This window comes from Kribbella sp. (assembly GCF_035687465.1).
Lineage (GTDB): Bacteria > Actinomycetota > Actinomycetes > Propionibacteriales > Kribbellaceae > Kribbella.
Genome location: NZ_DASRXP010000275.1, coordinates 1 through 12,960 on the forward strand (window position 1 = coordinate 1; position 12,960 = coordinate 12,960).

13 protein-coding genes are annotated in these 12,960 nt (G+C 67.6%); 10 read left to right on the forward strand and 3 right to left on the reverse strand.

The window, feature by feature from the left end; genetic code table 11:
• Positions 1-234: 234 nt before the first annotated feature.
• Positions 235-1,005, reverse strand: coding sequence for a YdcF family protein (locus tag VFG33_RS13665; protein ID WP_325026212.1), 771 nt, complete (start codon positions 1,003-1,005; stop codon positions 235-237).
• 215 nt (positions 1,006-1,220) lie between these two features.
• Here VFG33_RS13665 and VFG33_RS13670 point away from each other — a divergent pair, with 215 nt between their 5' ends.
• Both VFG33_RS13670 and VFG33_RS13675 read left to right on the forward strand, forming a co-directional pair.
• Entirely contained in the window at positions 1,221-1,853 is a 633-nt protein-coding gene (locus tag VFG33_RS13670; RefSeq protein ID WP_325026214.1) for an FxLYD domain-containing protein, read from the forward strand.
• 55 nt (positions 1,854-1,908) lie between these two features.
• Positions 1,909-2,163, forward strand: coding sequence for a hypothetical protein (locus tag VFG33_RS13675; protein WP_325026217.1), 255 nt, complete (start codon positions 1,909-1,911; stop codon positions 2,161-2,163).
• On the opposite strand, the gene VFG33_RS13680 is transcribed toward VFG33_RS13675, so the two are convergent.
• Entirely contained in the window at positions 2,160-2,639 is a 480-nt protein-coding gene (locus VFG33_RS13680) for a multidrug transporter (protein ID WP_325026220.1), read from the reverse strand. The two genes, VFG33_RS13675 and VFG33_RS13680, sit on opposite strands and share 4 nt — an antisense overlap.
• A 15-nt stretch (positions 2,640-2,654) precedes the next feature.
• The gene (locus VFG33_RS13685) at positions 2,655-3,104 is read right to left on the reverse strand and encodes a nuclear transport factor 2 family protein (protein ID WP_325026223.1); all 450 of its coding nucleotides are present in this window, start codon (positions 3,102-3,104) and stop codon (positions 2,655-2,657) included.
• A 186-nt stretch (positions 3,105-3,290) separates the two neighbouring features.
• Here VFG33_RS13685 and VFG33_RS13690 point away from each other — a divergent pair, with 186 nt between their 5' ends.
• The 8 genes from VFG33_RS13690 to VFG33_RS13725 form a co-directional block, all read left to right on the forward strand.
• Positions 3,291-4,478, forward strand: a complete 1,188-nt coding sequence (locus VFG33_RS13690; RefSeq protein WP_325026225.1) for an ABC transporter substrate-binding protein — start codon at positions 3,291-3,293, stop codon at positions 4,476-4,478.
• Positions 4,475-5,344 carry a branched-chain amino acid ABC transporter permease gene (locus VFG33_RS13695; protein WP_325026227.1) on the forward strand — a complete coding sequence of 290 codons (870 nt, stop codon included), beginning with the start codon at positions 4,475-4,477 and terminating at the stop codon, positions 5,342-5,344. The genes VFG33_RS13690 and VFG33_RS13695 overlap by 4 nt, the downstream gene beginning before the upstream one ends.
• A complete protein-coding gene (locus tag VFG33_RS13700) occupies positions 5,344-7,206 on the forward strand; it encodes a branched-chain amino acid ABC transporter ATP-binding protein/permease (RefSeq protein WP_325026229.1) in 1,863 nt (620 codons plus the stop codon). Before VFG33_RS13695 ends, VFG33_RS13700 begins: the two co-directional genes overlap by 1 nt.
• Positions 7,206-7,928, forward strand: a complete 723-nt coding sequence (locus VFG33_RS13705; RefSeq protein WP_325026231.1) for an ABC transporter ATP-binding protein — start codon at positions 7,206-7,208, stop codon at positions 7,926-7,928. Before VFG33_RS13700 ends, VFG33_RS13705 begins: the two co-directional genes overlap by 1 nt.
• Positions 7,929-8,044: 116 nt before the next feature.
• Complete coding sequence (locus VFG33_RS13710) at positions 8,045-9,472, forward strand: AMP-binding protein (RefSeq protein WP_325026233.1); 1,428 nt, start codon at positions 8,045-8,047, stop codon at positions 9,470-9,472.
• Positions 9,469-10,665 carry an acyltransferase gene (locus VFG33_RS13715; protein ID WP_325026235.1) on the forward strand — a complete coding sequence of 399 codons (1,197 nt, stop codon included), beginning with the start codon at positions 9,469-9,471 and terminating at the stop codon, positions 10,663-10,665. The genes VFG33_RS13710 and VFG33_RS13715 overlap by 4 nt, the downstream gene beginning before the upstream one ends.
• A complete protein-coding gene (locus VFG33_RS13720) occupies positions 10,662-11,990 on the forward strand; it encodes an MFS transporter (RefSeq protein WP_325026237.1) in 1,329 nt (442 codons plus the stop codon). The genes VFG33_RS13715 and VFG33_RS13720 overlap by 4 nt, the downstream gene beginning before the upstream one ends.
• A gap of 13 nt (positions 11,991-12,003) precedes the next feature.
• The coding region (locus VFG33_RS13725; protein WP_325026239.1) for a CE1 family esterase at positions 12,004-12,960 on the forward strand (957 nt) is incomplete at its 3' end.

The window sequence follows — 12,960 nt, forward strand, 5'->3', positions numbered from 1 at the left end:
ACCCGGCGCGTCAGGGTCATCCGGGACACAGATCCGCCCGGCGCCGAGCAGCGCAGCAAACTCCACGGCGAACTCCTGGTCGCCGTAGTGGGGGTCTGCGCTGACTGTACTCATGACGTCTATATTAGAACAGACGTTCGAGCAGTGCAAATCGAGATTCGGCCGTCGGGGTGGCGGAATCCCTTACCTGCTTGGCGAAACGCACCATAGGTGCCATTAGCAACTAAAGAGCAACTAGTCGACGACGGGGCGGATTAGAGTGGGGTGTTCGGCGGTCAGGTGGAGGTAGGCCGTTAGTACGGGGGTGGGGATGTCTAGGTGGTCGATGTAGTTGCGACCTTGTGGGCCGTAGCCGTCGGCGGTGTCGTGGAGCCGGCGGATCTCGCCCAGGAGCAAGGAAATGAAGCGGTTGCGCGGCCAGATCATCGGAGATTCCGGCCCAGCACCGATACCGTCGGCGCCGACGCGTGCCGGATCCGCGCTGGCGTGCACGTTGTTGGTGGGTATCCAGGGGAGTACTGGGGCGAAGCTGATCAGTTCGATGGTCGCGCGGTCGCGGAAGACGCGTTCGAAGGTGGCGTGGGTTCGGCGTTGCATTGTGGGGTCCTGGATCAGCAAGATCGATTGGGCCTGACCTGCGAAAGGTCTAGAAAACTCAGCGTTCTCGCCGCAGTTGGTTGACTGGTCCTCGACGGCGATCGCAGCTGGGTCGACTCCGAAGTTCACCTGCAGGAGATCGCGGAAGATGTGCGACTCGGGGCGTCCAGCAGTATCGACTTGCAGGTCGCGGCGGTTGATGGCGTCGATCAGGTACTGCGTGGAGTGGCCGATCCCGCCGCTGACCAGGATCCGCGGTGCAAGTCCACGGTGGTACGCCGCGGCGACGACCTCCACGGACTCGAGTACGGCGCTTCCCATCAGCACCACGAGATCCACTGGCTGCTCGAGGCCGGCAACATCTCGCCTTGCCAGGAAGCTGGCGATCACCTGCTCATCGGACGACACCAGCCCATTGCAGCAGAATCACCTCCGCCCGCGTACCGGCGTACAGGCGTGGGCGGTGCGGACAGGGCCCTGTCTGGAGCGGTCAGAGGTCACGGATCGTAACCCAATGGGGGATTTGGACGTTCAAACGTAGACAGAGCGTGATAACTGGGCCATGCTCGCGGCGCGGGCCAGGGGGGTCCGAGTCTGCAAGCAAATGCCCAGGGGGCTTTTCCATGTCACAGCAATACCCGCAGCAGCCGCATGTCCAGTTTCAGCCGCAGCCGCCGGTCCAACCGCCGAAGCAGAAGCACACGGGGAGGACCATCCTGATAGTCATCGGATGCGTCGTCGGCCTCCTGATCGTCATCGCAGCGGCCGGAGGCGGCGGTGAATCCGGCACGGCCGCTAAGGACGCGGACAATGCGCCGGTCGCTCAGACCAGTAGCAAGGCACCTGCTCCTGCACCGAAGAAGTCGACAGAGGCTCCCAAGGCCAGCGCTACGGCGTCGGCAGAGCCCGCTGCTCCGAAGCTGGCCTGTGAGGGACAGGACGACCGCAGCGCGCCTTGCGCGGTTGCCGTCGGTGGAGCGTTCAAGCTTGGTGAGCACACTGTGCTGGCGGGCTGGAAGATCAAGGACAACGGATACGGCACCGGGATGACGATCGTCGGCAAGGCCAAGAACACCGGCGACAAGACCAGCACCATGTTCATCCACGTCAAGTTCCTGAAGGGCGACGAGGTGATGGCGAACATCATGTGCAACACCGGTGACCTCGCACCTGGTCAGTCAGAAGCGATGAACTGCATCCCGGACGGGACGTACACCCGGAAGTTCGACAAAGTCACGGCCGAGGCCTCCTTCTGATCCCACCTCTGCCTGCGTACCGGCGTACCGGGTGGGGCTGGCAGGATGCGTTGGTATGGCTAGTGAGTACGTCGAACCGATCGGGCGGGTGCTGGGGGATGGGTTCCAGGTGGCGCCGTTGCTGGATGGGTGGACGGCCCTCGATGGGATCGTGCTGGTGAAGTGCCTGGACGATGAAGGGCGGTCCTCGTGGGCGCTTCGCGAGACCGCGGGGCTGAACGAGGAGGAGGTGATCGGCGCGCTGACCATCCAGCTCGACATCCTCCGGGAACGCGTCCTCGATCAGTACCGGGTCGAGGACGACGACTAGCCGGTCTTCCGGAGGTCGGTGTGGAGATGGGCGCGGGACAGGCGGCCGGTGCGTAGTAGGCGGGCGATGTCGGCGCGATTGTCGTACATCAACTGCCAGTGGAAGTAGTTCACGTACTCCGCAACCGCCAGCAGGTACAGCACCAGGCCAGGGACGAACCGCCCGGGGCTGCTGCCGAAGCCTGCGGCGATCATCACCAATCCCGCGGCCAAGCCGAGCGTGCAGACGAGCTGCAACGCACGGAACACACCGATCAGCGGCGGACGGCCGAGGCCGGCGTGTAGTTGGTTGAGCTTCACCAGCCAGTACGCCGCGCCAACCGCTAGGAGCAAGGTGGTTGCCCCGAAGCCGACGAGGTTTGTCGGACTGAGTGGTGCATCGAATGCTCCGAACACGAGCCAGCCGATCAGCCCGATGTTGACCAGTTCGAGTGCTGCCAGGTTCCGCACCCTGGCGGTCACCTTCGCGCGAGGCATTCCTCTCCAACGACGTCAGGACGAGGGGATGTAGGTTCGGGCCAGTTCGTTGCCGCGGGCATGGACTACCTCGGAGACCGCGATCGCCGAGCATCGCCAGCCGTCGTCCGTGCGGACCAGCTCATGCTTGTAGAAGGCCCACACCTCCCACAAAGCATCGCCCAGCGCGCGATCGAGCCGGTTGAAGGCGTATCCCTTCGACACGACTGTCGCCCGGTCCTCCTGTACTGCGATGTCGTGGTTCGTGCGCTGGTGGAAACTCAGTTTGTCCGCATACAGGTTCTGCTGCCAGGCGGCGATCAGTGAGTCCGCCGGCATGGTCGTGGGTGGACCGCCTTCCAGTGCGGCGAAGTCGACGTCGATCTCGGTGGTGAAGTGGGCCCGGGCCTTCGCCCAGTTCTTGGCGTCTACCGCGTCGTCGATCCCGTCGACGACAGCCCGGATCGCCAGCCAGTCGTTGTCCATGACGACAAGTATCGGTAGGGCGCCACGCCGCGGTCCAATGCTTCTCGCTCTGCAGCAGGGGTATTGCGGACGAGGTTCAAAGGGTTGTTGGCGCCTGCGGACAGGCCCTAGGGTCGTGATCGCGCTGTGGAGTCACACGGTCACTTGAACACGAGCACGAAGCACAACTCTGGGGAGGAACTGCTGATGGGTCCAAGGAATGCGCGCAGGTTGGCGGCAGGGTTCGCAGTACTGGCACTCGGACTCACCGCGTGTGCCGAGGACGCCGGCGGCGACAGTACGGCGGAGGACCAGTCCGGGCCGATCAAGATCGGTGCCGTGCTCGATATCACCGGCGCCGGCGCGACCCTCGGCGTACCGGAGCGCAAGACGCTGGAGATGCTCGCCAAGCAGGTCACCGCGGCCGGCGGGATCGGCGGTCGCGCTGTCGAGTTGGTGATCGAGGACAACCAGTCCACCGAGGACGGCGCCGCGAAGGCGGTCAACAAGCTGGTCAGCCAGGACAAGGTCGACCTCATCATCGGCGCCAGCCGGACCGGGCCGAGTCTGGCGATGCGGCCGATCGCCGAGAGCGCCAAGATCCCGATGATCTCGCTGGCCGCGAACGCCAAGATCGTCGACGGTTCGCAGTGGGTCTTCAAGACCGCCCAGAACGACAAGGTGGTGCTCGAGGACATCGTGGACCAGGCGGTGGCCAAGGGCTGGAAGAGTATCGCCCTGATCCGCGACTCCTCGGGTTTCGGCGAGGGGATCGGGGAGATGCTCACCGAACTCGGCGCGCCGCAGGGCATCAAGGTCGTCCGGACCGAGAAGTTCGCGCCGGACGCGACCGACTTCACCGCCCAGATGGTCAACATCCGCAACGCGAAGGCGGACGCGAACCTGATCTGGGGGATCCCGCCGGCGGCCGGTCTCGCGCAGAAGGCGTACAAGCAACTCGGTGTCACCGGCGCGGTGATCCAGAGCCACGGGATCGGCAACCAGGCGTTCCTCGACTCGGCCGGTCCCAGCGCGGACGGGCTGACCGCTCCGCTCGGGCGGCTGCTGGTCGCCGACCAACTGACCGCCGACGACCCGCAGAAGAAGGTGATCGAGAAGTTCGTCGCCGACTACAAGGCCGCCTATCCGGGCGAGTCGCCGTCCACGTTCGCCGGGCATGCGTATGACGCCTTCCAGCTCGCGGTCACGGCGCTCGGACAGGTCGGTACTGACGGCCAGAAGCTGCGCGACCAACTCGAAGGCGTGAAGGGATTCGCCGGCGTCAGCGGCGTGTTCACCATGTCGGCCACCGACCACTCGGGGCTCGACAAGCATGCGCTCGCGATCGTGACCGTCGAGAACGGCGCGTGGAAACTGCTTGACGCCAACCGATGAGCGACCTGCTCCAGCTGATCTTCTCGGGCCTGTCGATCGGGGCGGTCTATGCCCTGATCGCGGTCGGGTTCGTGGCGATCTTCACGGTCAGCGAGGTGATCAACCTCGCGCAGGGCGAGTTCGCTGCCCTGGCAGGCCTGGTGGCGATCAGCGCGGTCGGCAGCGGGATGCCGCTGCCGGTCGCACTGGTAGTCGCGATCGCGACCGTGACGGTGGTCGCCGTCGTGATGGAACGCGTCACCGTCGCGCCGGTCAAACGGCTGACCACGTTGACGTCGATCATCCTGACGCTCGGTGTCTCGACCGTGCTGAAGGCGCTGATGCTGCTGATCTGGGGACCGGAGGGCAAGGGACTCACTCCGTTCCCCGGTGGCGACCTGCTGGTGTTCGGCGTCTCCATCCGCGCCCAGGAGCTATGGATCCTCGGGATCGCGGCCGTCGTCGCCGCCGCGGTCTGGTGGTTCTACGAACGCACCATCGTCGGGAAGGCGCTGCGTGCTTGCTCTGAGCAACCGATCGCCGCGCGGCTGGTCGGCATCTCACCGAAGCTGGCGACGATGCTCGCGTTCGGCATCGCCGGGCTGGTCGGCGCGATCGCGGGCGTGATCGCGAGCCCGGTGTACTTCTCCTCCTGGGATTCCGGACTCAGCCTCGGCCTGAAAGGGTTCGTCGCCGCGACGCTCGGCGGGCTCGTATCGATCCGCGGTGCCCTGCTTGGCGGCGTACTGCTGGGCGTGCTCGAGAGTTTGGTCGCCGGGTACGTCGACACCGGACTGCGCGATGCGGTCGCCTTCGTACTGCTGATCGTCGTACTGGTGGTCCGCCCCGCCGGGGTGTTCGGCCGGCATGCGGAGGCCCGGGTCTGATGCCGCGCCGGGGTGATGTGATCGGGCTTGGGCTGTTCGTCGTGTTCTGCGTGGTCTTCCCGCTCGTGGCGCCGGGATCGCTGGTCAACGTGGGCGTCTACGCGATGATCTACGCGATCGCCGCGACCGGTCTCTCCTTGCTGATGGGCCTCGCGGGCCAGGTGAGCCTCGGCCACGCCGCGTTCTTCGCGATCGGCGCGTATGCGCAGGCGATCCTGGTCACCCGCTATGACCTGTACGGCGTACTGGCGGCTGTGGTTGCCGTGGTGATCGCGATGGTGGTCGCGTTGCTCGTGGGGATACCGCTGTTGCGGTTGCGCGGACATTACCTGGCTCTGGCGACGCTGGGGCTCGGAATCATCGTGACGGTGCTGGCGACCGAGTCGGAGTTCACCGGTGGCACGTCGGGGATCTACGGGATCGGGAAGCCTGAGTTCAACTCGCGAACCTACGACTCGCCGCAGGAGTTCTTCTGGTTGCTCACGCCGTTCGTCGTGGTCGCGGTCCTGCTTGCGCGGAACGTCGTACAGAGCCGGATCGGGCGGGCGCTGGGCGCGGTCAACGATTCCGAGGTTGCCGCGGAGACGCTGGGGGTGGACACGTTTCGCCTGCGGCTGCAGGTGTTCGTGCTGTCCGCGGCGTATGCGGCCGTCTCCGGGATCTTCTTCGCGCACTGGCTTGCGGTGGTGAACCCGAACACCGCCAACTTCCCGCTATCCGTGAAGTTCCTGCTGATGGCGGTGCTCGGCGGACTCGGTACGGTCTGGGGTGCCGTGATCGGTGCGTTCGGGGTGGAGTTCCTCGACGAGGGGATGCGGGAGCTCATTCCGGTCCTGGTACCGGGTGCCGTCGGCGAGGTGCAGTTGATCGGGTTCGGCGTCGTCCTGGTCGTCATCGTCGTGTTCCTGCCGGGCGGACTTCATCAGGCGTGGCGGATGGTTCTTGCCCGAGTACGTCGGCCGTCGGGGGACGTCTCCGAAGGTCGTGCTGAGGCGACTGAGGACGACTCGCCGGTGATGGTTCGCGAGGGTCGGCCGGTCGCGGGGAGCGTCTTGTTGGAGGTTCGCGGGCTGACCAAGCAGTTCGGCGGTGTGACGGCGGTTGACGATGTCACGTTGGATGTCCGGGCCGGTGAGATCCTCGCGTTGATCGGTCCGAACGGGGCCGGGAAGACGACCTGTTTCAACATGGTCAGCGGGGTGCTGGCGCCGACCAGCGGGACGGTCAAGCTGAACGGAGTTCGCACCGATGGTCGGAAACCCCATATCTTCGCGCAGTTGCGGGCCACCCGAACCTTCCAGAATCTGCAAGTGTTCCGGTCTGCCACGGTGCTCGGCAATGTGATGGTCGGGCGGCATCTGCGGGCCCGGTCCGGGTTGCTGCGGGGAATGCTCGTGCTCCCGGCTCGGGCAGAGGAACGGGCGGTCGCGGACGCGGCGTACGAGGTTGTTCGTTTGGTCGGGTTGGAGGGGGAGCGGCATCGGCCGGCCGGTGAGCTGCCGTTCGGGCGGCAGCGTTTGATGGAGTTGGCCCGGGCGCTCGCTGTCGAGCCGGATCTGTTGTTGCTGGACGAGCCGATGGCGGGGTTGTCGAGTAGCGAACGACGGGCGCTCGCGAGACTGCTGCGCCGGCTTCGTGCGGGTGGGATGGGGATCGTGCTGGTCGAGCATGACGTGGAGGCGGTGCTGGCGCTGGCCGATCGAGTTGCGGTCCTCGATGACGGGCGCCTGATCGCGCTCGGTTCACCGGAGGAGATCCGCACCGATCCAGCAGTCGTGGCGGCGTACCTGGGCGTCGACGAGGACGACACAGCCGCTCGAACAGCCGCCCGCGAACTCGCAGCCCAGGTGGAGGAGACCTGATGCTTGAGGTGCGCGAGGTTGTTGCCGGGTACGGGCGGCTCGAGGTTTTGCACCGGGTGTCTGTGCAGGTGGAGACGGGCGAGATTGTCGCGGTGATCGGTGCCAATGGTGCCGGGAAGACGACACTCTTGCGGGTGGTATCAGGGCTGCTTCGTGCCAGCAACGGAACGGTTCTGCTTGATGGCGTCGACGTGACACGGTTGCCAGCAGAGCGGCTTGCTGCCGCAGGGCTTGCGCATGTTCCGGAGAACCGGCTGGTCTTTCCGACCCTCTCTGTGGAGGACAACCTGACGCTCGGCGGCTGGACCCGGCGGCGTGGGCCGCGGGGCGAGACGGAGAGCCAACGTCAGCGTGCTCTGGACCTGTTCCCGCGACTGCAGACGCGACGGCGACAGCCGGCCGGCACGTTGTCGGGTGGCGAGCAGCAGATGCTGGCGATCGCCCGCGGCCTGATGGCGCGGCCGAAGCTGCTCGTGCTCGACGAACCAAGCGTGGGCCTGGCACCGAAGGTCATCGCCGAGATCTTCGCAACCCTGGCCCGGCTCCGCGACGATGGACTCACGATCCTGCTGGTCGAACAGAACGCGCGGGCTGCCTTCAAGGTTGCCGACCGGGTCTACGTGATGGACCGCGGCGAGGTCGCGATGGACGGCAACCCCACCGAGCTACTCACCGACCAACGGGTCCACCAGGCCTATCTCGGCGGCGGCTACACCGCCTGACTGGGCGGCTGGCAAGCCGCGCGTGGGCAGGACATCTGACACCTACCGGTTAGCAGGAGGCCCCGAGTCCGGTTGGCTGGGCAGACTGTCGCAGGTTCCACAACTAGCGTCGAACCATGCCCGAGGACGAACTCAGGCCGATCGCCCGATGGATCGCAGGGGCGACGGCCGAGAGGGGGAACGCCACCTACCTGGTCGACGCACGGAGTACTCGCCGGGTCGGTTACCGCGACCTGGCCGCGGCCGTCGCCGACTGGGACGAGCGGCTGACCGCGGTGGAGGTGCCGCCGGGCGCGACCGTGGTACTCGCTATGACCGATCCGCTGGACACGGCGCTGGCGCTGCTCGGCCTGATCGCCACCGGCCGGGTCGCGGCGCCGGTCGACCCCGCCGCACCGCGAGCGCTGGAACGGCGGCTGGCACAGCGGGACACCGTCGCGGTCATCACCGACGACGGCCTTGAGCGGCTGGGGGAGCGGCCACCGACCCGCAGGCCGGCGGGTGTGTTGCTGTCGAGCTCGGGCAGCACCGGTGAGCCAAAGCAGGTTCTACTCCGCGACGCTCAGCTCGCGCATGTCGCGACCGCGGTCGCTGACTCGCATCAGCTGAGTCCGGCCGACGTCGGCTACTGCCCGCTACCGCTCTACCACGTCAACGCCGAGGTCGTCGGGCTGCTTGCCACGCTGCGGGCCCGCGGCACGCTGGTGCTGGACAAGCGGTTCTCCCGCAGCCGGTTCTGGGCGACGGTCGACGCCCACGAAGCGACCTGGGTGAACGCGGTGCCCGCGATCCTCGCGTTGCTGGTCGAAGACGGCACCACGACCAGTAGCCCGGGACGGATCCGGTTCGTCCGCTCTGCATCGGCTCCGTTGCCGATCCCCGTACTGCGTCGCTTCGAGCAACTGCACCACATCCCGGTCTTGGAGTCGTACGGGCTGACCGAGGCGGCGAGCCAGATCACGGTGAACCCGCTGAACGGTCAGCGGCGGCCCGGCTCGGTGGGGCTGCCGGTCGGCGGGGAGCTGAAGGTGGTCGGCGAGGACGGGCAGAACCTGGCTGCCGGCGTGGAGGGCACGATCCGCATCCGCGGGGCCGGGGTGATCCGGTCGTACGCCACGAACGTCGGCGCCGAGCGGTTCGATGCGGAGGGCTGGCTCGATACCGGCGATCTGGGGCGCGTGGACGGCGACGGGTACGTCTGGCTGGTGGGGCGCACCAGCGACCTGATCAACCGGAGCGGGGAGAAGATCCTGCCGCACGAGATCGAGGACATCCTGCGCGAGGATCCCGGCGTCCGCGACGCGGTGGTGGTCGGCCGACCAGATCCCGTGCTCGGCGAGGTCCCGGTCGCGTACGTCGTTGGTACCGGCGACGACCCCGGGTTGGCAGAGCGGCTGGCCGCTCGATGCCGGGCTGCGTTGCCTCGCGACCGGCAGCCGGCAGAACTCACCATCGTGGAGCAGCTACCCACTGCCGGCACCGGCAAGGTCCTCCGTGCCGAGGTCGCCGAGATGGCCCGCACCACCGCCCGGCGCCGCGAATGACAGCGCCACCCGCCGAGGAAACCCCACACCCGCCGGCGATCCCGGGTAGCGCCTCGGCCCCGAGCACCGGCGCTGCGGCTGGCACCGCCCCGGTGGGTAGGAGAAAGCGCGGTGGGCGGATTTCGGAGGTCGACCTGGTGCGGGTGGTGACCTTCGGGGCGGTGATTGCTGTCCATGCGGTCAGCTTGTCGTTCGCCTCGCGCGCTGTCGGCGGCAACGCCGCCCTGATGCTGCTGCACTACACCCGCTCGGCCTTCTTCGTCTTCATGGCGATCGTGCTGGTCCGTTCGGCCGAGCGGTCCGGCACCACCGGCCGGTTGCGGCGACGGCTGACCCTGGTCGGAGTGCCCTACCTGGTCTGGTCGGTGATCTACCTCGTCGTCTCCTGGGCTACCGGCGGCCGGAACGCGCCATGGGACGGCGCCTGGCTTGCCCTGCTGACCGGCACCGCCTGGTACCACCTGTACTTCCTACTCGTCACCATGCAGTTCTACGTGCTGCTACCAACCTTCCTCTGGCTACTGCGACGCACCCGTCGGCATCCGTGGGCTCTGGTCGCCGCCGGTCTCGCCTTCGCGGTCGCCTTCACCGGCTGGCTGCACTACGGGCACTGGGCCCCAGGGTTGCTCGGCACCTATCGCACGTACGCCGGTCAACTGCTACCGACGTACACGTTCCTCTTCATCGTCGGCGGGGTCGCGGCACTGCACCTGGACGCAGTACTGGATTGGCTGACCAAGCACCGACGGGTTGTCCTGGCAGGGACCCTGGCCGCGGCCATCGCTATGGAGGCCCTGTACTTCGCACTAGTCGCTACAGGCACGCCAGCCGATGCAGCAGCCGATCCTGTTCAGCCGGTCATGCAGGTCTGGGCAGTCCTCCTGGTTGCCGGCCTCGGCGCCGCAGCGACCAAGTGGACGGACGCCGGTACGCCGTACGTGCGCTGGGTGGACCGTGGTTCCGACCTGTCCTTCGGCGTCTACCTGGTTCACCCGCTGCTCCTTCTCGGCCTGTTCGCCATGTCCTGGGTGTCTGCACCGCCTGCCGCGGTGACCGCCGTCCTGGCCACAGCGCTCGCACTGGCCGGCTCCCTGCTAGTCGCCGAGGTGGCCCGCCGGACACCTGCCAGCCTCCCCCTGACCGGCCGGTCCCGCCGGCGGCCCAAAGCAGCACGACTGCGAGGCGTGACATGACTCTCGCTGAGCCCAAGGTGCCGACCCGCTCCCCGTTGCGGCACCGCGTCCGTGGGCGGATCCTGATGCTGCTGTGCATCCTGTACGCCGTCTCGTACCTCGACCGCACCGCGATCTCCACGGCCGCCCCGTCCATCCGCGCCGACCTGCATCTCAGCGATACCCAGTTCGGCCTCGCCCTGGCGGCGTACTCGCTTCCCTACGCGCTGCTGCAGGTCTTCGGAGGCTGGATCGGCGACCGGTTCGGTCCCCGCAAGGTACTCAGCATCCTCGCCGTGGCCTGGGGCCTCTCCACCCTCTGGACAGGGCTCGCCACCGGTCTACTCGCGCTCGGCGCGGCCAGGCTGATGCTCGGACTGAGCGAGGGCGCGGCCTTCCCGACCGCGACTCGGGCGATGTCGACCTGGCTGCCCAGCGACCGCCGCGGCTACGGCCAGGGCGTGGTGCATTCGGCGGCCCGGCTGGGTGCCGCGATCGCCCCGCTGATCATGGCGGGCCTGATCGCGACCCTGGGCTGGCGGGTCGGCTTCGTCGCCCTCGGCGTACTGTCCGTGATCTGGTCGATCGCCTGGGCTCGGCGGTTCCGTGATCGGCCGCAGGACGACAAGCGGGTCTCCGCGACCGAACTCGGTGAACTGGGCACCCAGCACGCGGACGAGGCGCCCGGAACGACCTCGGCCGTCGAACGGCGCAAGGTACCGTGGCGTCGGCTGGTCCGACGGATCGCACCCGTCACGCTCGTCGATTTCTGCTACGGATGGATGTTGTGGGTCTACCTCACCTGGTTGCCGTCCTTTTTCCAGGACGAGTACGGCCTGGCGCTGGCCGGGTTCGCGCTGTTCACGTCCCTGGTGCTGTCCGCCGGGGTGCTGTCGGACACCCTGGGCGGGATGCTCTCGGACCGGCTGCTGGCGCGGACCAGGAGCCTGCGGACGGCCCGGCGGACGAACCTGGTGATCGGCCTGGCCGGGTCGATGCTGGCGCTGATCCCGTCGCTGCTCGTGCACAACCTGGTCGTGGTGACGATCAGCCTGACGTTGTCGTTCTTCTTCCTGGAGTTGACGAACTCCGTGCTCTGGGCCATCCCGATGGACATCGCTCCCGACCACGCCGGGGTGGCGAGCGGGTTGATGAACACCGGCTTCGGCGTCGCGGGCATCGTGTCCCCGATCGTCTTCGGCTTCCTGATCGACCAGACCGGCAACTGGCAACTTCCCTTCGCCCTGTCGGTCGCCCTGCTGGCAGCCGGCACGCTGTTGTCGCTGCGAGTGGACCCACGCCCTCTGGACCCAGAGCCGGCACCACCATCGGCCACTCCCAGCTGATCGCGACCCGACCATGAAGCCCCAGCCCACCCGCGCCAAGCTCCGCCGTAGTCGCCATAGCCGGCTTCTGCGCGGCCTGGTGGCGTGCGCCGTGCTGGCAGGCGTTGCTGCTGTTCCGGCCTCACTTGCTGCAGTGCACGCCAGCCCACGGGCCGGCGTGGCGGCAGCTACCGCAGTACCGGCTTGGGGTCCTGCTGCGCTGCCGGCGCCTGCAGTCGCCGCCTCGGCCGGCAGTACCACGGGGACGATCCGTTTGACCTCTGGCGGCCGGCAGCGGACCGCGATCGTGCTGACGCCGCGGACGACCAGGCCGGTTCCACTGGTCGTCGTCCTGCATGGCCGGGACAGCACGCCTGCTGAGGAGTTGGTCCGCACCGGTTTCGCCGACCTCGCCGCGAACGGCCAGGCGGTGCTCGCCTACCCGGCCGGTGTGGGCGAGTCGTGGAACGCCCGGACCGGCTGCTGCGCGATGGCCGCAAAGCAGAAAGTGAACGACGTCGCGTTCCTCGGTGCACTCGTCACCGCGATCGAGAAGCACGCGCCGGTCGACCCGAGCCGCGTCTACCTCGTTGGGTACAGCAACGGAGGCCGGCTGGCCCTTACCGCCGCCTGCGCGCTCCCCGGGATCGCCGGCGTCGCGACGTACGGGACAGCCGAGCCGGCCCGCTGCGACTCACCCCACCCGCCGCCGGTGCTGATCGGCTACGGCAGCACCGACCCGCACGCCGCCCCCGGGCACGCGCGCGGCATCACGGGTCCCGAGACCGCAGCCGACTGGCGATCCGTGCAGGGCTGCGCCGGTACGCCGTCAATCACCACCGCCGGACCGGCCACCATCAAGAGCTGGACCTCCTGCCGAAACAACGGCCGAGTAGAACTGATCCGCTGGGCCGACCTCAACCACCACTGGCCAAACACAGCCGTAGTCCCACCCGACGCAACCGGCCGCACCCTGATCTGGACCTTCCTC

Coding starts and splice junctions, on each gene's coding strand:
- VFG33_RS13670 (WP_325026214.1), top strand. CDS start 1,221: ATGTCACAGCAATACCCGCAGCAGCCGCATGTCCAGTTTCAGCCGCAG.
- VFG33_RS13675 (WP_325026217.1), top strand. CDS start 1,909: ATGGCTAGTGAGTACGTCGAACCGATCGGGCGGGTGCTGGGGGATGGG.
- VFG33_RS13680 (WP_325026220.1), bottom strand. CDS start 2,639: ATGCCTCGCGCGAAGGTGACCGCCAGGGTGCGGAACCTGGCAGCACTC.
- VFG33_RS13685 (WP_325026223.1), bottom strand. CDS start 3,104: ATGGACAACGACTGGCTGGCGATCCGGGCTGTCGTCGACGGGATCGAC.
- VFG33_RS13690 (WP_325026225.1), top strand. CDS start 3,291: ATGGGTCCAAGGAATGCGCGCAGGTTGGCGGCAGGGTTCGCAGTACTG.
- VFG33_RS13695 (WP_325026227.1), top strand. CDS start 4,475: ATGAGCGACCTGCTCCAGCTGATCTTCTCGGGCCTGTCGATCGGGGCG.
- VFG33_RS13700 (WP_325026229.1), top strand. CDS start 5,344: ATGCCGCGCCGGGGTGATGTGATCGGGCTTGGGCTGTTCGTCGTGTTC.
- VFG33_RS13705 (WP_325026231.1), top strand. CDS start 7,206: ATGCTTGAGGTGCGCGAGGTTGTTGCCGGGTACGGGCGGCTCGAGGTT.
- VFG33_RS13710 (WP_325026233.1), top strand. CDS start 8,045: ATGCCCGAGGACGAACTCAGGCCGATCGCCCGATGGATCGCAGGGGCG.
- VFG33_RS13715 (WP_325026235.1), top strand. CDS start 9,469: ATGACAGCGCCACCCGCCGAGGAAACCCCACACCCGCCGGCGATCCCG.
- VFG33_RS13720 (WP_325026237.1), top strand. CDS start 10,662: ATGACTCTCGCTGAGCCCAAGGTGCCGACCCGCTCCCCGTTGCGGCAC.